Source organism: Phormidium tenue FACHB-1050, from assembly GCF_014696925.1.
GTDB lineage: Bacteria > Cyanobacteriota > Cyanobacteriia > Pseudanabaenales > Pseudanabaenaceae > Pseudanabaena.
Window position 1 is genome coordinate 15,869 of sequence record NZ_JACJQY010000005.1, and the last position, 18,759, is coordinate 34,627.

The window sequence follows — 18,759 nt, forward strand, 5'->3', positions numbered from 1 at the left end:
CAATTGATGTGGGGGTTAAGCAAAATCAAACCCCATGCGTAGTGTTAAAAAGTTACTACTACATATGCTGGTAAATATACCTAAATACCAACTTGTTGAAAAGATTTACGAGAGTTCCAATTCTCAAGTTTTTCGTGGTATCCGTCAACAGGATAACTTACCAGTTATCTTAAAAGTCTTAAATACTGAGTTTCCTACCTCCCAAGTCATTGGCAGGTACAAATTAGAATATGAAATCACTAGAAAACTAGCTTCTAATTCGGTGATTCACGCCTATGATTTACAGCGATATCAAAGTGGATGGCTGATCGTATTAGAAGACTTTGGAGGCAAATCCTTAGCTCAAATATTAGCTCAAAAAAAGTTGAGTCTAATGGAATTCTTGAATTTGGCGATTCAGATCTGTGAAGGTGTCAGTGAAATCCACGCTGCTAACATCATTCATAAGGATCTCAACCCGTCTAATATTGTTATTAACCCAGAAACGCAGCAATTAAAAATCATCGATTTTGGGATTGCATCGGATTTAACGAAAGAGACATTAATCCCCAATCATAATCAAGTAATAGAGGGAACTTTAGACTATATTTCACCTGAACAGACGGGGAGGATGAACCGATCGCTGGATTATCGTACAGATATTTATTCGATGGGTGCGACCTTTTATCAAATGCTTACGGAGCGCTTACCCTTTGAGTCTGATCATCCTTTGGAACTAATTCACTATCATCTAGCTCTAGAACCGATCGCCCCACACTTAATTTATCCTCAAATCCCGTTAGTCTTATCACAAATCATCCTCAGATTACTTGCCAAAACTGCTGAAGAAAGGTACCAAAGTGCATGGGGTGTAAAAGCTGATTTAGAGAAATGTTTAAGCCAGTTGCAAGAAAAAGGAGAAATAGCCTCTTTTGAGCTTGCACAACAGGATATTGCTGATAAGTTTTTGATTTCTGAAAAGCTTTATGGTCGAACTAGAGAAATTGAGAATTTATTAACAGCCTTTGCAAGGATCGCTGATGGAGTTAATTCTAAGGGGGATTTAGTGGAAATGGTCTTGATATCAGGATATGCGGGTATTGGCAAGTCTACCCTTGTACAGGAAATCCATAAACCGATCGCCCAAAGTCAAGGCTATTTTATATCTGGCAAATTTGAGCAATATCAGCGTAATATCCCTTATTTAGCAATTATTCAGGCTTTTCAGGATCTCATCAAGCAATTACTAACGGAGAGTACAGAGAGGCTAGAACAATGGCGATCGCAGATTAATGTTGCCTTGGGGGCTAATAGTCAGATGATCACCCAAGTGATACCATCGTTAGAGCTGATTATTGGGAAACAAGCAGATAAATCCCTATCCCCAAATTCATCGGCAAATATCTCAGCAAGTGAAGCTCAAAATCGATTTAATCGTGTTTTCCAGAATTTTATCCGTGTTTTCGCTCAATCTGACAATCCATTGGTGATCTTTTTAGATGATCTGCAATGGGCTGATCGCGCTTCTCTAAAATTGCTAGAGATATTAGCAACTACTAACGAAGCTCAGACTTTACTTTTGATTGGTGCATACCGCGATAATGAAGTTAATCCAACGCATCCAATCATGCAAATGATTGAGAGGATTCAGCAGGAAAATGGAGCAATCAATCAACTTTATTTAACAGCTTTAAATCTTACAGATATCAATCAGCTGATTGCGGATACTTTGCATTGCGCCGCAACAAATTCCCTACCATTGGCAAAACTTGTGCAACAAAAGACCGATGGAAATCCTTTCTTTATGAATGAATTTCTGAAGTCTTTATATAGTGAAGGTTTACTAGGATTTGACTATCAATCACGGAAATGGCGATGGTTAATTGCACAGATTCAAGAGCAAGGAATTACGGATAATATCGTGAGTTTGATGGCGGGGAAGATCCAAAAGTTGAGCGATCGCACCCAGCAATTGTTGCAAATAGCTGCTTGTATCGGCAATCAGTTTGACCTTGATACATTAGTGCTTGCCTCAGAGCGATCGCATATTGAGACGATCCAATCCCTCAGAGAGTCTATTTGCGAAGGATTAATCTTGCCCCTTAATCCTGCCCACCAATCAATTCATTATGGAATTGAGTTAACTGATGATCATCCTGCGATCGCCTATAGATTTGTCCATGACCGTATTCAACAAGCCGCCCACTCACTCATTTCTGAAGTACATCAGTCTGTAATACATCAAAGAATAGGTCAGCAGTTACTAAAAAACACCTCTAGCGAGGAACTAGAATCTAAAGTTTTTGACATCGTTGATCAACTGAATCTGAGTTTAGGACTTATTTCTAGTCAAAGCGATCGCGATCAATTGGCGCAACTCAATTTGCTCGCCGCACAAAAAGCTAAAGCTGCAACTGCCTATAGTAATGCCTTGCTCTATGTCAAAACTGGTGTGGAATTGCTAGCGATCGCCTGTTGGCAAAATCAATATGAGCTATCTCTCAACCTCTACCAGCTAGCCGTTGAGGTCGCATACTTAAATGGTGATTTTGAGCAGATGCAAGATTGGGCAAATATTCTTACTAATCATGGTAAAACGCTATTAGCCAAAATCAAGGTTTACGAGATTCAAATTCAAGCTTTGGTTGCCCAAAATCATCGACTAGAAGCGATCGCGATGGGAATAGACACATTAAGTCTATTAGAGATGGCTCTGCCTAAACAACTTTCACCAGCAGATTTAGAAATAGCTTTGCAAGATTTCCAAGAATTTCTTGCCCTTCATCCTGTTGAATCTCTATTAGAACAACCATTAATGACCGATCAAATTGCGATCGCTTCAGTAAATATTCTTTTGAGTATTGCGGCGGCTGCTTACGGTTCGGCTTCAGACCTATACATTCTCATCGTTTTACAATTAGTGAGACTATCCATTACAAAGGGAAATGCGATCGGTTCCGCTTACGGGTATTCTGCTTGTGGACTAATTCTCTGTGGACTGATGAACCAAATGGAATTAGGCTATCAATTTGGTCAATTAGCCCTGCAATTACTAGATCAATTTGAATCCCAAGAGTTAACAGCCAAGACTTTAGTGATCGTTAATGTATTTATCGCTCATTGGAAATATCACCTCCAAAACACTCTTCAACCTCTGCTAAATGCTTACATTATTGGTATAGAAACAGGGGATTATGAATTTGGCGCTTATGGTTTATGTTTACATAGTCAATACCTCTACTTTACGGGAAGAGAGCTAAGTGGGCTTGCACAGGAAATATCAGGGTATGAAACTCTCATCAGTCAACTAAAACAACAAACAACTCTCAATTGGTTATATATTTATCACCAAAATATTCTGAATTTGCTTGGGAAATCGTCAGATCCTTGTCGTTTAGTAGGAGAAGTCTACAATATTGATACGATGCTGCCGATACATATACAGAAAGCCGATCGCATTGCGATACATATGCTGTATTTTCATCAGGTTGTACTTTGCTATCTATTTGAAAACTATCACCTAGCCATTGATCATGCGGCTCAAGTCAAACTATATGAGGATGCCGCCATTGGGGTAAGATCTTACGCAGTTTTCTATTTGTACGAATCCCTCGCGAATTTAGCAGTTTATACCCATCTGACGATCGCCGAACAAGATCAAACTATGGCTAAGGTTGATGCTAACCTCGAAAAAATCCAGTTTTGGGCAGAACATGCGCCGATGAATTTTCGACATCAACAGCATCTAATCGAAGCGGAACGATATCGGGTATTAGGACAAGTACTAACAGCAATGGATTGCTATGACCTCGCGATCGCTGAGGCTAGAGAAAATGGCTATATCCAAGATCAAGCATTGGCTAACGAACTAGCTGCTAAGTTCTATTTTGCTCAAAATCGTCTAACGATTGCTAGAGCCTATATGCGAGAAGCTAGATATTACTATTTGCAGTGGGGCGCATTAGCGAAAGTACAGCATTTAGAAAAACAATATCCTATCCTTTTGGAGAACCGTTTAGCTGATAAGAGTTCAAGGAAAAGCCTACAAAAAAACTCGATTTCTACACAATCATCCTCCAATAGTTTACACACCCTCGATCTAGAAGCCGTAATCAGGGCTTCTCAAGCGATCGCTAGCGAAATTAAGCTAGATCAACTTCTCTCAACTTTAATGTGTATTTTGATTGAGAATGCAGGAGCGCAAACTGGTTATTTGTTATTGCCCAAGAATTTATCTAATTCCTCAGATAGTAATAATCCTGAATTGAAGATGGCATTCGCTTCGCACAGCCCATCATCAAATCAGGATCAATGGATGATTGAGGCAATTAAGACAATTAACTATGATCATGTAGTGGTCTTGCAGTCCATTCCTATGGATACAATTTCCGTTGATGGAAACTTTTATGTGCCAAGCTCTTTGGTGCATTATGTCGCTCGTACCCAAGAGAGTGTCGTATTGCATAATGCTTGCCAATCTGGAGATTTTCAAAACGATCCTTGGATTGTGCAGTACCAGTCAAAATCATTGCTATGTATGCCCCTATTAAATCAGGGGCGCATGACTGCCATTGCACTTTTAGAAAATAGTCTTGTCACCGATGCATTTACGCCAGATCGCATCGAAATCCTCAATTTACTCTCCGCACAAGCAGCCATTTCTATTGTTAAAGCGCGACTTCTCCAGCAGCAAGAAGAACTCAATCAATCTTTGCAAGTAGAAATTTCTGAGCGCCAGTTAGCCGAAAAAGAACGCGATCGCCTAATTGCAATCCTCCAAGCCTCAACAGATATTATTGGCATGACATCGCCACAGGGAAAAGTCATATGGAGTAACATACAGGCTCATAAAGTTCAGGGGCTAACACCTGAAACCGATATCTCTGACTTAACAATTGTGAATTATCACCCACAATGGGCGCTAGAGATTATTCAAAATCAGGGTCTACCCACCGCAGTTCAACGGGGAATATGGGTTGGAGAAACTGCTTTATTAACCTATGAAGGTACTGAAATCCCCGTTTCTCAAATGATTATCGCCCATAAATCCGCCCAAGGAGAGTTGGAATATATCTCCACAATTATGCGGGATATCAGTGAAGCTAAAGAAAGAGAATCGGCTCTGAAACGATCAGAGAAGACATTACAAAATCTAGTCGCAGGGACAGCAGCCGTCACAGGCAAAGACTTTTTCCCTGCCCTAGTTAGACATATTGCCGAAGCCTTGCATGTTAAATATGCACTAGTTACGGAGCTAATTGGTGAAGAACTGCATTCCTTAGCATTTTGGGCTGATGGAGCTATGCAACCAACAATTAGTTATTTGCCTGCGCGAACTCCCTGCGAACTCGCCTTAGAGAATGGAGAATTTATCTGTCATAGTCTGTTACAGCAAGTATTTCCTGAAGATCTAGCCTTAGGGGTAATGCAAGCAGATAGCTATATGGGAATTTCGCTCAAAGATGAGCATGAAAATGCGATCGGTAATCTTTGTATTTTCGACGTACAACCCTTGCAAGACATTGAACGAACTCGAAATATTCTGCAAGTATTTGCCTCTAGGGCTTCGGCTGAGTTACAACGCAAAGCTGCTAATGAGGCTCTATATCAACTTAATCAGTCCCTTGAGTCGAGAGTCAAGCAGCGTACTGCTCAACTAGAAGCAGCTAATAAAGAATTAGAATCTTTTGCCTATTCTGTTTCCCATGATCTTCGCGCACCGTTAAGGGCGATCGATGGATTTTCGAGGATTTTACAAGAAGACTATTGCGATCGCTTAGATGGCGAAGGTAAGCGTTATCTCAAAATTGTCCGAGACAATGCCAAACGTATGGGTGAATTGATCGATGATCTTTTAAACCTATCACGCTGTAATCGCAGGGAACTCTCGCGACGATTAATTTTGACAAATAATCTGATTCAACAAATATTAATTGACTTTGAGTCAGAAATCGTAGCGCGTCAAATTGAGTTTACTATTGCTGATTTGCCTAACTGTGAGGCTGATAATTCTTTGTTAACTCAAGTATGGATTAACTTGATTTCAAATGCGATCAAATATACAGGAAAGCTTGAGAAGGCAAGCATTGAAATTGGTTGGCAATTAATTGATTGTCAAAATGTATATTTTATTCGTGATAATGGTGCGGGATTTGATATGCAATATGCAGATAAATTATTTGGTGTATTTCAGCGAATGCATTTGGAAAAAGATTTTGAAGGCACGGGTATTGGATTAGCGATCGCTCAACGGATTATTCAAAGACATGGCGGCAAAATTTGGGCTGAAGCAAAATTGAATCAAGGTGCAACTTTTTACTTCACGATACCTGATCAATCACCAAATTACTTGTGAAATCTTTGTATAGCAAAGCAAGTTTTGCTTAGGACATAAAACCCAAGAGTCGAATGGCGGCGCTTTGCGCCGCCATTCGACTCTTGGGTTTTGGTTTGTACTAGCTAACTCTTTTTTTGCTATATAGCTGTCGCCATTCTTGTTAGGACATAAAACCCAAATAGTGTGAGGCGGCGCGAAGCGCCGCCTCACACTATTTGGGTTTTGAAATGCAAATTAACACCAAGAATGCTCATCCGCAGGATTGTGTAGCAACTCCCGAATATTAGCTTCGATCACTCGATAACCCACATTGCCATTGAGTTTTTGCCTGCCTTCATTAAAGATGAGGGTAGGACTTACAGTGACATTATGCTCCTTCACTAACTCCATATCTTTAAACATGCTGGCATAGGCTTCACCACTATCAATAATGGATTGAATTGCTTTTTTGGGTAATTTGAGCTTTTTGGCAATTTCAAACTGGATGTGGCGATCGCTGATATTGGCGAGTTGCGTAAAAAAGGCTTCGCGAAATGCCCAAGCTGTCTTTTCTAATACCTTTTCAGATTTTGGCACTAATCCTTTCACTTCTAGCAATTGCACAGCACGCAGAAATAAATGTGCAGACAATGAGGAAGCAGGAATCTCTCGAGTCCAAACATCAGGGTGAACAGAAATATGTTCAAACTTACTTGCAGTCTCTTTAACGTGATTGCTATAACCTGCCAATCCTCCGCGATCGCGCCATCCCTTCTCTAGTTTTTCGTGGGCATTGCCAAAGACAGACACAAAGTGATATTCAATTTCAATGTTGTCAGGGAAGGCTAACTTTAGTTCTTCTAAACGAATTTGAGCAATGTAAGCCCAAACACAAAGAACATCTGAGAAATAGAAAATACGAATTGGTTTCATAATGTTTATTTTGACATGATCTAATACCGACCCCCGAAAGTGTGGCAACACTTTTGGGGATTAAAACCCAAACCCAGCAAGGGTTTTCAGAGCAAAAAATGGCGTAGCCATTTTTTGCTCTGGTATAAAATGGTTGCGAAGTAAGCCTTTTAAAAAATTTGCGATAGTTCGTCTAATCGATAAATGGTGTAGGATTGGCATCTCGAATTGCCACCCGTCCTAACGGTTATAAGGAAGTTTTGCTAGGAGCTGCCCCATTGCACAGGTATTGGTAACACCTGCGAAGACTAAACCACAGCCGACAAATCCACTCAATAGTAGGAACCAAGGGGATACAAATGCGCCTAATCCAGTTCCGATCGCTACTAGAAAACCTGCCACAATCTGTACTTGGCGAAATAGACTAATCGGTGCATTTTGGGATTTATTTGTCTTGAGTCCCGTAGCTTTCCAACTTGATAGCCCCCCTTTGAGTTGGGAAATATTATGAAATCCATAATTTAGTAGTTTTTGAGAAGCCTTAGAGGAACGCATTCCTGACTGACAACAGAGAACTAGAGGCTGATCACCAAATTGTGCGACTTGATCCGCCTCAAAAGTTGACAGCGGAAGGGAAATGGAACCTGCAATATGCTCCCCTGCGTACTCACTGGATTCGCGGACATCTAGTAAGATGACTTGCTGTAAATTTAGCTTCTGGTTAAGTTCTAGCGCCCCAATTTCCGTTAGTTGAGATAGATTTGATTGTGCAGTCATAGTAATTATAAGTCGAACTCTTTAATTAACTATATCACTATATAGCAATATTTTAACAAAAATATTTTTTTTGCATAAACTCAAAAAATAAGTGGCGGCGCTTTGCGCCGCCACTTATTTTTTGAGTTTATGTTTGGACTGCTATAAATAAAGAGCTTTAGCCTCTTGTTTACTCTTCCAGTAAAGGCGATCGCTATAATTGGTATAGAATCATTCAGTGATGTTAGATTAACTTCCTTTCTCAAAATCTAACAAAATTGTTGATAGTAAAAGATGCCACCAAGGTTACAAGTCAAAAACGAAGATTGCTCACCGCTAGGGCTATATGTTCTTCAATATTTAGAAGAACAAGACATTAGTATGAACCATCTTGCTGAGATGGCTGGTGTGCCACAACCAAGACTACGTGGTGCTTGCTTTAAAGGAACTTGCCCTACGCCTGAGACATTGCGGAAATTAGCCAAAATCATGGGTAAGCATCATTTAGAGTTATATACCTTGGCTTATCAAGGCAGGATTGAGCAGGTTCCTGAAGATGTGGATGATAATTTGCTGGATATTTTAATTAGGCAAATGCTGGAAACAGCAAGGGAGCTTAATTTAGCCATGCCCAAAGTGCAACCTTCTAAAGCAAAAATTCGTAAGGCTTTAATGGAGCTAGGTTTTAGAGAAAAACGGGAGGAAATTCCTTGAGGATTACTGACGTTATACCAAAACACAAAATGGCGTAGCCATTTTGTGTTTTGGTATTAATTATTTGTCTCGGCGATCGCCGAGGCTAGTTGCTGAAATCGACGTGGATCACCTTCACTGCCAGAATTAATGCGCTCTAGTCGTTTAATTTCATAAAGTTGATTGAGAATTTCTTGCCAATCATTAGAAGTTAGTGGCGATTTTTTCTCTTCAGTCTCTGATACTTGTATGGACTCATGAAGATTACTAGATTTAACTTGTTGAATTTTTTGCTGAAGCTTCTGTTGCGCTAGCCAAACCCGACCACGAATGGCGAGAACTTCATCATTACAAGACATCAAATTAAATTGCGTTTGAATTTCCGCTAGCCATGTAGGATGGGCATCCGCGATCGCGATCGCCAAGGACTGCAAGCCCACCACGGATGCATAGCGCACCACCCATTCTTCATCCTGTTGCGCTACAAATAATAGGGCATCCAAGGCTTCTTCTTGAGCGATATCCCTTAGCTCATCAGGAAACCAATGCCATTTCATTGTACCTAAACCCTTGACGGCGGCGCGACGTACACTCATCGCAAAGTCAGCAGTTGCCACTCCAAGCAAAGTTACCAAACCCCTTGGATCACCAATCCCTGCTAAAGCTCGTATAGCCCATGCGCGTGCTGTGTAATTATGCATGTCTAGGAGTTCGAGCAAAGGTGGTACAGCCGCACTTCCCAGCAAAATCAATCCGTCCACAGATGCTACTGCGGCTCCTGGATTGTTATAACTAAGCGCCTCAATTAATATGGGAATAGCACCTTCTAACCGAGCCGCCGCTAAATTTTGGACTGCTTCGAGCAATAGCTTGGAAGAATCTGCTTCTTCTACGGCTTGGATAAGTTGGGAAAGGTGATCAGTCATATAGATAGGTTAGAGAAGCTCTTTGCGCTCCTCTACTCTACAATAAATCATCCATCAGTACCAAAACTCTAATTGCATCATGAAAAAATAAATAAAAGGGTCGCATGGCGACCCTTTTATTTATAACAACTCATCCATCAATGCCATGACTTTAATTGCGCCATCAGTCAAATCGGGTGGAGTCTCTAGAACTATTTGTTTTTCTAACAAACCTTTAAGAGAAATTAACTTCAGACTATTCTCAGCCATCGTATTACCGATCGCTTCTGCTGCCGATAAATAACCGATCGCCCCTAAGTCCGAAAGAACTGTACGACGTAGTTGCAAATCCTTATTGGCAAGAGCCGCAACTAAGCGATCGCCATATTGATCAGCAACCGCAGGTTCCGAAAGCTGATACATTGCTCTAGCCGCCGCATATTGTACTTTGGGAATCGGATGATCCAAAAAGGCCTCAATGTGAGGAATAGCTTTTACGGCTCCTAAGGTTCCCAATGCTTCGAGAAATGCATCGTAAGGATGTTCTGGTTCTGAGTCGGCACTAGCTTCAGAGTTAGGATTTTTGATTAACTCGATTAGATTAGGTACGCAGGAATCATCGCCCAACATTTCTAACGATTGAGCCACAGCTTCACGTACATAAAAGTCATCGCATTCCAAAGATTGGATTAATGCTGGTACAGCACGGCGATCGCCTAATTTTCCTAAGGCCCTCGCTGCATTGCGTCGTAATGGATAGCCCCCAGCCTCAGTGCGATCGGCTTCGTCTGCTAAAGCGGCAATTAAAAGATCGATCGCTTCTGGTACATTCACCCGAAAACGCCCTAACCACCAAGCCGCATAAACTCGTAATCCTAAGTCTTCACTTTGGAGATTTGCGATCGCTTGTTCAATGGTTAATAAATTATCGTCGGGAATACCAGTTTCTTCATTCATAATTTTAATAAAGCTTTGTAGTACATAATAAGCAAAAGCGGCGCGAAGCGCCGCTTTTGCTTATTGGATTTAACACAAAAAGCACCCCATTGGGGTGCTTTTTGGTTCTTAGAAAAAATTAGCTAAGTGCATTGATTGCATAGTCGATGTAGGAGTTTGCTTCAACAGCAGAGTCTCCAGACAAACCATGGTTAGCCTTAACATACTTAAGAGCTTCAACGTACCAGCTAGGAGAAAGATCAAAGGTACGGTTGATTTCGGCAATACCAGCAACCAAGTAATCATCCATTGGACCTGTACCACCAACTACACAGCAGTATGTAACCATACGGATGTAGTAGCCGATGTCACGTACACACTTGTCTTTACCAGTTTGGGTAGAAGCGTAGTTAGCACCAGTCATGGAGGTGGTGTAAGGGAACTTGCTGTATACAGCGTTAGCTGCGCCAGAAGCCAAAGAATCAGCCTTTTCGCTCAAAGCCTTAGCAGCAGCTAGACCAGAGGTAGCTTGACGGAAACGACCAAAAGCAACTTGAACTTCTGTAGAGCTAAGGAAGCGACCTTGAGAATCGGCGGTGGATACTGCTTCGGTTAAAGGGGTTTTCATTGTGAGATGTTCTCCAAAATAATCTTGTTAAGGTAAATGCGATCTGATGAAAAATTCATTAATTCAGTCAGAACCAATGGAATGAAATCAAAAAAATTAAATTATTTAGTCTTTAGTCCAGCCAATACAAGGTCTAGACTAAGCAACTAAAAACTAAGCAACAGCAGCAGCAGCCTTGTCGAAGTAGCTACCGATTTCACTCATAAGAGCGGAACAATCGCCACGGGTTACGCCGTTAGGATCGTTAGCAATTGCGATCGCAGCATCCTTCATTTTGCCGATACCTACAGCAACGGAAGAACCAGGAGTACCGAGAGCCAAATAGGTTTCTCTCAAACCATTGAGGCAACGATCTTCCAAGATACTTGCATCGCCAGAGTAGATAGCGTAGGTAACATAGCGCAAAACGATTTCCATGTCGCGCAAGCAAGCTGCCATACGACGGCTGGTGTATGCATTTCCACCAGGAGCGATCAAAGCAGGTTGTTCAGCGAACAAAGCACGAGCAGCATTAGCTACGATTGCAGAAGAGTTGCTGGTGATGCGGTTTACAGCGTCCAAACGCTTGCTGCCATCGGCAACCATTGCGTTAAGAGCATCAATTTGAGAAGCACTGATATAAGCGCCTCTGGAATCAGCTTGGGATACTACCTTTGCAAATGCGTCGTACATAATACTGTTATCTCCAGTTATTGAGTAATTATCTTTTATTTTTTAGACAGTCAACAATCTCAAAACTAACTATTGCAGTTCTTTAATTGTTAAGAGCTATTTTAATTGTTTCTGATTTTCTCTTTCGAGAAATTTAGAAAAACTTTATTTTTTATAAATAGCTAGTTGATTCAAATTAGACGTTTAAACGATTGACAGATAACTGCTGCTCGTTTATTTCATCGGTTTAAATTCTAACCTATTTGTTTATACTATGTCGTTGGATCATTTTGTATTACGGATTGTCACAATTTATAACGGCTTGTTTCAAGATTATGTTTTTTTGCTGGTGATCGCCATTGATCCCACGTAAAAAGGTGGTTCTAGCCATGGCGGAATTACCTTCTTCATTCTTATTTTGAAATTTGCTGTATTGTCAGCAACAATTTTTTTGTATAGCGAATCCCCTAACAATGAAGGCAGAGCTTTGCTCTGCCTTCATTGTTAGGGGATTTTTTATGTTCTAAACAAATATGTTTTTGGTGAATCATTAGCTTCGATTCTACTTAACAGCTTCCCCCTTGAGTAAAGGTTGATAGCACTTTTCAAGAAAGCGAGGTACAAAGGTTTGTTTCCCCGCATTCGGTGGGGAAACAAACCCATACTTCACTAGAGTGATAAATGCTATGTATAGCTGCCGCCAAGTGTATGAGGACATAAAACCCAAGAAGAGAATGGTGGCGCGAAGCGCCGCCATTCTCTTCTTGGGTTTTGCTTTTGTCCAAACACAATCGACGGTAGCTATACATGCCAAAGTCAGACTAAGGTTGACTTTTTTAAGTTGGGACTGCTAACTCAGCACCTAAAGGAAATCCTAATGCTTCCCTTTGGGCGTAATAGAGTTTGGCAACTTGACGGGCGAGATTACGAATACGTCCGATATAGCGCACTCTCTCAGTTACCGAAATTACACCTCTCGCATCCAGTAAGTTGAAGGAATGCGAACATTTCAAAACGTAGTCAAAGGCTGGTAAAACTAGTTCAGACTCTAATAAATGTCCTGCTTCCTTTTCGTATTGCAAGAACAATTGGAACAGTAAGTCAGAATCCTGTGGCTTGCCGCCAAAGTTGCCGAAGTTATAACCACTATGCTCGACTTCGCCTTGGTGATGCACTTGACCATATTTAATGTCGCCTAGCGTTGGATGCGATCGCCACACAATGTCGTATACCGAGTCTACTCCTTGCAAGTACATGACTAGACGCTCTAGCCCGTAGGTGATTTCCGCAGAAACGGGGCGACAGTCTAAGCCGCCAACCTGTTGAAAATAGGTAAACTGGGTGACTTCCATTCCATCCAGCCACACTTCCCAACCGACACCCCAAGCGCCGAGGGTTGGTGATTCCCAATCATCTTCAACAAAGCGCACATCATGATCGGCGGGATCGATGCCCAAGTGTTTGAGGCTATTGAGATATAGATCCAGCACATCATCGGGGGATGGCTTGAGAATTACTTGAAACTGATAGTAATGTTGTAAGCGGTTAGGATTTTGTCCATAGCGTCCATCGGTGGGACGACGGCATGGCTCGACATAGGCGACGCTCCAAGGCTCAGGTCCGATCGCTCTCAAGAAAGTATGTGGACTCATTGTGCCAGCACCCTTCTCGGTGTCGTAGGGTTGAGCAATCAGGCATCCGCGATCGCTCCAATATTTTTGCAACGCCAAAATAACTGACTGAAAATCCATGCTGTACAGGGCAATAACACTAATATTTTTTATCCTATCAGCGATCGCACCGCAAATCCTCCCAACCCTAATCAATAAATTATTGAAAGTGTTGCAAAGCAACACTTTCAATAATTTATTGATTAGCTTGATCAAAAAATTGACAACCAAAGAGTATTAGGGCGACGCTTTGCGCTGCCTTAATACTCTTTGTAAAACTTGGTTAAGTCTTAATTATTTCCCATTGAGTAACAGGACGCATCGGTTTCCAACCTAGAAAAGAACCGATCGCTTCAGCATGGCTAATTGAAATTTGGGTAAGTGTGCCACCATATTTTTGTTGCCACTGGAATAATTTCTGCTCGCCCTCAAGAGTGACTACGTTGGCGACTAAACGACCCTGCGATCGCAAATTTCCCCAACAAGTCTCGAATAAATCTGGAACAGTCGCGCCACCACCGATAAAAATTGCGTCAGGGGTGGGTAAACCTTGTAGAACTTCAGGAGCTTTACCTTCGATAATTTTGAGATTAGGTGTGCCAAGAGCGATCGCATTTTCAGCAATGAAATGGGTGCGAGATTTTTCGATGGCGATCGCGTTGCAACGGGGATGACTTCGCATCCATTCAATGCCAATGGAACCGCAACCAGCTCCCACATCCCAAAGCAATTCGCCAGCATTGGGCGCAAGGGTAGATAGAGTAATTGCTCTAACTTCCCGTTTAGTTAATTGTCCATCATGGCAAAAAGCATCATCGGGAATCCCTACCATCCGCGAGAGAATTTTTGCTTCAGGATTAGCAATACATTCCACAGCGATCGCATTAAGATCGGCAAATTCAGGAAAGTTCTGAATTTGATTAGCAACAGTAGAAATAATCCGTTCTTTAGTTCCGTTGAGATGTTCTAAGACTGTAATTTTGCTATTGCTGAAATGGCGATCGCAGAGCATATCTGCAACAATTTGCGGGGTTTCTTTGCCTGCACTGAGAATTAGAAGTTTAGCGTTTGGATAGATATAAGTTTGTAAAAGCGAAGCAGAACGACCGCATAGGCTCAGGGTTTCTACCTCATTCAATGACCATCCTAATCGCGTACAAATCAAGCTAAAAGTAGAAGGTGAGGGAATAATCGCAACTTCTTTGATGGGAATTCTCTTTAATAAAGTTGTACCAATCCCAAACCAAAGCGGATCGCCACTAGCTAGGACACATACAGATTTACCGCGCAAATTAATAATTTGCTGAATAGTTGCCTCAATCGGTGAAGCCCAAACTATCCGCGATCGCTGATCTTCTGGCAATTCAGGCAACATTGCTAAATGGCGATCGCCTCCCACTAAAATATCGGCATGATCAATTAGCGATCGGGCGGCTGCACTCAACCCACCTAAACCATCTTCACCAATCCCAATAACTTTTAGCCACTTTTGATAATTCATTGATATCTTATGCGGGATTGGGGGAACACTGAAATCTAGCCGTGAAGATAGAGTAATCTTTCATACATTAACACGCTAAAAATTATATGACTTTGGATTCTCCAAATGATGACAATAACGAAGTGTAGGTTACGTTAGTATGAGCAAGACATTAAATCTGAAGCTTAAGAATATCAACCTTCATCACCTAAATAAGCCTCAATTACCGCCCGATCGCTTTTGACAATCTCAGGTTTGCCGATCGCAATTAGTTGTCCAAAATCTAACACCGCAATGCGATCGCAGAGTCCCATTACTAAGGGTACGTGATGCTCGATTAATAGAATTGTAAGAGCAAAGCGATCTCGCAAACTACGGATAAACTCACTAAGTTGTCCTTTTTCATTAGGATTCATCCCTGCGGCGGGTTCATCTAGAAGTAATAACTTTGGTTGCAGGGCAAGGGCGCGAGCAATCTCTAGCCGACGCTGATCGCCATAGGAGAAATTTTTGGCTTTAACATCAGCGCGATCGCTTAGTCCCACTAGTTCCAATAGTTCTTGGGCGCGATCATAGGTTTGCTTTTCTTCTTTGTGGGTAGGCGGTAGTCCTAAGATTCCATTCCAAATGCCTGTGGTGGTGCAGAGATGTCTGGCGATCGCTACATTCTCTAAAGCCGAAAGTTCGCCAAATAAACGGATATTCTGAAATGTGCGGGCAATTCCAAATTTTGCAATTTGGTAGGGACGGCGATTAGTAATTTCTTGACCATCGTAGAGAACTTTGCCACTACTAGGAGCAATTAGTCCTGTAATTGTATTAAATAGAGTTGTTTTGCCTGCTCCATTGGGACCAATCACACCAAAGATTTCATTTTCCTGTACATCAAAGGACACCTCATTTACTGCCACTAAGCCCCCAAATCGGCGAGTTACTTGTTGTACAACTAAAGTTGATTGACTTACGTTCATAAAGTTTGTAAAGCTACCATATTTGAGACTATCCTATGAATACATTAAACCCTCTTAAGTTCATCTTTTTGACGTTAGCAGGATTTGCGATCGCGACAACTTGTCTACCAAAAATCGTAGAGGCCTCTTCTGCCCTAATTGAAATTGACCCATCCCATAACTCCCCTACACTCAAACTTAAGAAAATAAGAAAGACTAACCAAAATACGATCTTGCTAAAAGCTGCGAAAACAGGAGATTTTGTTGCTGCCAAAAAAGCTCTATCTTACAAAGCCGACCCAAATGCTCAAGAACAAAATGGTGAGACAGCCTTAATGATTGCATCTGGAAATAATCATATAAAGATTGTGCAACTTTTACTGGCTCATGGCGCGAATGTTAATGGTGGTGGGTGGATCGTCGGATACCCTCTCATAGAAGCCGCAAGGGAAGGACATTTTGAGATCGCCAAGTTCCTTCTAGAAAAAGGAGCCGATGTCAATATCATGTCTGACGAAGGATTTACGGCTCTAGATGCAGCTATCGTCAAAAATCAGGTTGAGGTGGCTCAACTCCTGCTAAACAAAGGTGCAAATCCTAATCGTTATGTTGCAGGAGCGACCCCACTCTATGATGCGGCGGGGTATGGATATGCCCAAATTGTTAGTCTTTTGATTGAGCATGGAGCCGATGTTAACGCCAAGTCGTTTGGTAGGACAACACCATTAGCGATCGCCATTCAAAACAATCATCTTGATGTGGTCAACTTGCTAAAGAAAGCAGGCGCAAAATAATACCAAAACACAAAATGGCTAAGCCATTTTGTGTTTTTAAAAACCCTACTGGGTTTGGTTTTTAATTCCTAAAAGTGTTGCCACTCTTTCGTGAATTGTTATATAGCTATAGCCACCTGTATCAGGACAAATCAAAACCCAGATAGTGTGAGGCGGCGCGAAGCGCCGCCTCACACTATCACTATAAAGAGAAATTTTTGAAAGCGACGCGAAGCGTCGCTTTCAAAAATTTCTCTTTAATTAAGCTGTAATGCTAATGCAGAATTTTAATTGTTGTACCGCGCTGTAGTAAAGAATAAATTTCATCAACATCCTTATTTTTCAAAGAGACACAGCCCAACGTCCAATTGATTTTGCGATCGATTAACCAATCTTGACCCTTCTCCACCCCATGAATGCCGATCTCGCCACCAATGGCATCCTTTGCTGTTACTTCTCCTCTAATCTTTGCCTGCGAAAATTTGCGCCAAGAATCTTGAGTGGGATAGTCCAATAAAATAAACTTTGACCATTCCGAATGGTAATAAAGCTCCTTTACACGAAATAGCCCCTCTGGTGTGCGCTTATCGCCTTGACGTAATTTATCATCCTTGGGATTAGCACCTAAAACGATCGCATAGGACTTGATGGGTTTGTTTTGATAATAAACCGTCAGCTTATATTTAGACTTTTCCACAACGATCGCGATCGCCTTTTTATCGAGCTTTTTGAGATTAATTAAATCCGCGATCTTTTTGTCTTTGTTAAGTAACTCATTGGTGGCTTTCGCGGCACAGTCGTTAAAGCATGGCAAATGGTTAGCAAAATTAGGATTCGCGATCGCATAAATTCCTAATGAACTCGCAATCAAAGTCAAATAAATAAAAAATTTTAGCGATTTTAGCGATCGGCGATCATCTGTTTTTTGTGGCGACATATTGACTCCAGAATTTAAGTTAAAAAAATGGCTTCGCAATTTTTTTAACTATTGAGTTTTGGCAAATGCTTTTTGCGTAGTCTGGCTACACCATTTTAAAAACTCTGGAGTAATGATCCCTTTAGGATAAAAAATTGTTCCAACCACAATCAAAACCCCAAAAATAATTAAGCGTCCATCCTTAAGAAACTGCCCCAACCATAGAGGCACACCATTGACACTGGAAAGCCCCCGCAGCACTTCAGGCAAAGCCGTTAGCAAAATCCCCCCTACGACTGGGCCCCAAAATGTACGCGAACCACCGATTAAGACAAAAGCCAAGAAGATAATACTGGCATCAAAGGTTCCCTGACGAGCATTCCATGTATTCAAAAAGTGAGCGCTTACTGCTCCCACCATACCCGCCAAAATCGCCGCTAAGACAAAGGCTAACACCTTGTAATAAGTTGGATTAATTCCCATCGAATCGGCAGCTAACTCATCTTCACGAATGGCAATCAACGCTCGTCCCACCCGAATCTTTTCTAGACGATACATAAAAGCCATACTCAAGCCTAGCAAAGGCATCGCTATCCAAAGGTATTCTAAAGGTGACTGAAACGGCTGTGGAATGCCAAAAATACCAACTGCACCGCCTGTAATATCGAGATTAAGCGCAACCACTCTCAGAATCTCTACAAAGGCAATTGTCGCGATCGCCAAATAAATTCCCCGTAACCTCAATACAGGAATACCTAAAACTACCGCCAATAAACCTGACATCACACCCGCCGCCAACATTTCCAGCAACACCCACCAAACTGGCAAAGTCCCCGTCGTCGTTAAAATCTTAGTGGAGGCGATCGCCGCAATATATCCACCTAAGGCATAAAATCCTGGGGTTGCCAAGGATAGCTGTCCCGCCATTAAGGGCAAATATACGGATATTCCTAGAATTGCCCCAAAAACTGCCGAGACAATCAAGAAGCCATAGGTATTAAAAAATTCAGCCATTATTTAGACTTTGATTACTTTTTTTGATTGTTTTTGAAAATCAGAGCTTGGCTCAACTCTGAAAAAATAACTTCCTATCACACTAATTAGCTATCATTAGTCAATAAGTAACAGTATCTTAAGAGATTATTAAGATTGTCTGTAAACATAATCACAACTCAAACAGCAATGATCGTGTGA

Annotated in this window: 14 protein-coding genes; 3 read left to right on the forward strand and 11 right to left on the reverse strand. The window is 41.5% G+C overall.

What is annotated here, in order from left to right:
• The first annotated feature begins 34 nt into the window (after window positions 1-34).
• Window positions 35-6,334 carry an AAA family ATPase gene (locus H6G05_RS04620; protein ID WP_199310338.1) on the forward strand — a complete coding sequence of 2,100 codons (6,300 nt, stop codon included), beginning with the start codon at window positions 35-37 and terminating at the stop codon, window positions 6,332-6,334.
• A gap of 216 nt (window positions 6,335-6,550) precedes the next feature.
• On the opposite strand, the gene H6G05_RS04625 is transcribed toward H6G05_RS04620, so the two are convergent.
• The gene (locus tag H6G05_RS04625; protein ID WP_190576722.1) at window positions 6,551-7,228 is read right to left on the reverse strand and encodes a DsbA family oxidoreductase; all 678 of its coding nucleotides are present in this window, start codon (window positions 7,226-7,228) and stop codon (window positions 6,551-6,553) included.
• A 219-nt stretch (window positions 7,229-7,447) separates the two neighbouring features.
• The gene (locus H6G05_RS04630) at window positions 7,448-7,984 is read right to left on the reverse strand and encodes a rhodanese-like domain-containing protein (protein WP_190576724.1); all 537 of its coding nucleotides are present in this window, start codon (window positions 7,982-7,984) and stop codon (window positions 7,448-7,450) included.
• Window positions 7,985-8,257: 273 nt separating this feature from the next.
• Between H6G05_RS04630 and H6G05_RS04635 the strand changes: the two genes are divergently transcribed.
• Window positions 8,258-8,677 carry a helix-turn-helix domain-containing protein gene (locus H6G05_RS04635; protein WP_190576726.1) on the forward strand — a complete coding sequence of 140 codons (420 nt, stop codon included), beginning with the start codon at window positions 8,258-8,260 and terminating at the stop codon, window positions 8,675-8,677.
• A gap of 56 nt (window positions 8,678-8,733) precedes the next feature.
• Here the strand turns inward: H6G05_RS04635 and H6G05_RS04640 are convergent, their stop codons facing one another.
• The 7 genes from H6G05_RS04640 to H6G05_RS04670 form a co-directional block, all read right to left on the reverse strand.
• A complete protein-coding gene (locus tag H6G05_RS04640) occupies window positions 8,734-9,582 on the reverse strand; it encodes a HEAT repeat domain-containing protein (RefSeq protein ID WP_190576728.1) in 849 nt (282 codons plus the stop codon).
• A 120-nt stretch (window positions 9,583-9,702) separates the two neighbouring features.
• Window positions 9,703-10,518, reverse strand: coding sequence for a HEAT repeat domain-containing protein (locus H6G05_RS04645; protein WP_190576730.1), 816 nt, complete (start codon window positions 10,516-10,518; stop codon window positions 9,703-9,705).
• 118 nt (window positions 10,519-10,636) lie between these two features.
• The gene (gene cpcA / locus H6G05_RS04650; RefSeq protein WP_190576732.1) at window positions 10,637-11,125 is read right to left on the reverse strand and encodes a phycocyanin subunit alpha; all 489 of its coding nucleotides are present in this window, start codon (window positions 11,123-11,125) and stop codon (window positions 10,637-10,639) included.
• Window positions 11,126-11,278: 153 nt separating this feature from the next.
• A complete protein-coding gene (locus tag H6G05_RS04655) occupies window positions 11,279-11,797 on the reverse strand; it encodes a phycocyanin subunit beta (protein ID WP_190576734.1) in 519 nt (172 codons plus the stop codon).
• Window positions 11,798-12,612: 815 nt separating this feature from the next.
• Window positions 12,613-13,527 carry a glycine--tRNA ligase subunit alpha gene (glyQ, locus tag H6G05_RS04660; RefSeq protein ID WP_190577031.1) on the reverse strand — a complete coding sequence of 305 codons (915 nt, stop codon included), beginning with the start codon at window positions 13,525-13,527 and terminating at the stop codon, window positions 12,613-12,615.
• A gap of 202 nt (window positions 13,528-13,729) precedes the next feature.
• Entirely contained in the window at window positions 13,730-14,947 is a 1,218-nt protein-coding gene (gene cbiE, locus H6G05_RS04665; protein ID WP_190576736.1) for a precorrin-6y C5,15-methyltransferase (decarboxylating) subunit CbiE, read from the reverse strand.
• 173 nt (window positions 14,948-15,120) lie between these two features.
• The gene (locus tag H6G05_RS04670) at window positions 15,121-15,897 is read right to left on the reverse strand and encodes an ABC transporter ATP-binding protein (RefSeq protein ID WP_190576738.1); all 777 of its coding nucleotides are present in this window, start codon (window positions 15,895-15,897) and stop codon (window positions 15,121-15,123) included.
• A gap of 35 nt (window positions 15,898-15,932) precedes the next feature.
• On the opposite strand from H6G05_RS04670, the gene H6G05_RS04675 reads away from it, so the two are divergent.
• The gene (locus H6G05_RS04675) at window positions 15,933-16,670 is read left to right on the forward strand and encodes an ankyrin repeat domain-containing protein (RefSeq protein WP_190576740.1); all 738 of its coding nucleotides are present in this window, start codon (window positions 15,933-15,935) and stop codon (window positions 16,668-16,670) included.
• A 253-nt stretch (window positions 16,671-16,923) separates the two neighbouring features.
• Here the strand turns inward: H6G05_RS04675 and H6G05_RS04680 are convergent, their stop codons facing one another.
• Complete coding sequence (locus tag H6G05_RS04680; protein ID WP_190576742.1) at window positions 16,924-17,586, reverse strand: L,D-transpeptidase family protein; 663 nt, start codon at window positions 17,584-17,586, stop codon at window positions 16,924-16,926.
• 48 nt (window positions 17,587-17,634) lie between these two features.
• Complete coding sequence (locus tag H6G05_RS04685) at window positions 17,635-18,579, reverse strand: branched-chain amino acid ABC transporter permease (protein ID WP_190576744.1); 945 nt, start codon at window positions 18,577-18,579, stop codon at window positions 17,635-17,637.
• Window positions 18,580-18,759: the final 180 nt, after the last annotated feature.